This window comes from Candidatus Deferrimicrobiaceae bacterium (genome assembly GCA_035256765.1).
Taxonomy (GTDB): domain Bacteria; phylum Desulfobacterota; class Deferrimicrobia; order Deferrimicrobiales; family Deferrimicrobiaceae; genus CSP1-8.
Map to the genome: position 1 here is coordinate 1 of DATEXR010000059.1, position 1,036 is coordinate 1,036.

The 1,036-nt window shown below is 70.7% G+C and carries 1 protein-coding gene; it reads left to right on the forward strand.

Annotated features, from left to right (window positions below; translation table 11 throughout):
• The coding region (locus VJ307_01960) for an ABC transporter substrate-binding protein (protein HJX72891.1) at positions 1–892 on the forward strand (892 nt) is incomplete at its 5' end.
• Between the last annotated feature and the right edge of the window lie 144 nt (positions 893–1,036).

Sequence of the window (1,036 nt, forward strand, 5' to 3'; positions counted from 1 at the left end):
CTCCCGGGAGAAGGCGTTCGCCCTCGTCGGCGCCTACCTCTCGGAGGAGACGGTCGGCGTGATCGAGGTGGCCGCGGCGGGCAGAACGGTGGTCATGGTCCCCGTGGCCGCCACCGCCGAGATCACCGATCTCGTCCGGCGTGAGTACGACCGGTACCGGTATGTATTCCGCGTCGGGTATTCGATCCCGCAGTGGGCGGAAATGATGGCCGGTTTCATCGGGCGGCAGGGGTTTACCCGGTATGCCTTCGTGGGAGCGGGGATCCGCTGGAACCGGGAGCTCGCCCGGGAACTCAAGGAAGCGCTCGCCCGGCGCAAGGCAGCCCCCGTCTACGAGGCGTTCTACAGCTCCCGGAACCCCGCGTTCGAATCCGTCGCCGTCGCCGCCGTGTCCGAGGCCCCGCAGATCCTCGTGCTCGGCGATCCGGGGGGCAACTCCGCGGAATTCGTGAAGCGGGTCCGGGAAGGGGGGGGGACCTTCCCGATCCTCTCCGTCGGGGGCGCGCTCGGCGACGCCCGGATCGCCTCCACCCTCCCTCTCTCCGCCCCCCTCTACGTGCAGGCCGCCGCCTGGAAGGGGGCGTCCGAAGCCGCCACGCGGTACGCGGAGACGTTCGAGCGGAGGTACGGCTACGCCCCGGTCGGGTACAGCGACACCCTCCCGTTCGACGCCGCCACGCTCCTGTTCCAGGCGGTGCGGGCCGCGGGAAGGACGGATTCGGACGCCGTCGTCAAGGCCCTGGAGGCCGGGGCATTCCCGGGGGTCGCGGGAACCTACCGGTTCGACGCCTCCCACCAGGCGGCCTGGGGGACCCCGGAGCTGCACGGAAATGTGATCCTGTGGGAGCAAGGCGGGGCGCGGATCGTGTTCCCCGTTCCCGAGAAGAGGTAGATCCCCGGCGAGCGGCCCGCGTCCCGCGCGGGCCTCCCACGGAGGGTTCGATGCATCCCTTCGCGCAGGTCCTTCTGGACGGAATTTTCACGGGATCGACCTACGCCCTGATGGCGGCGGGCCTCGCGCTCATCCTGGGGGTGG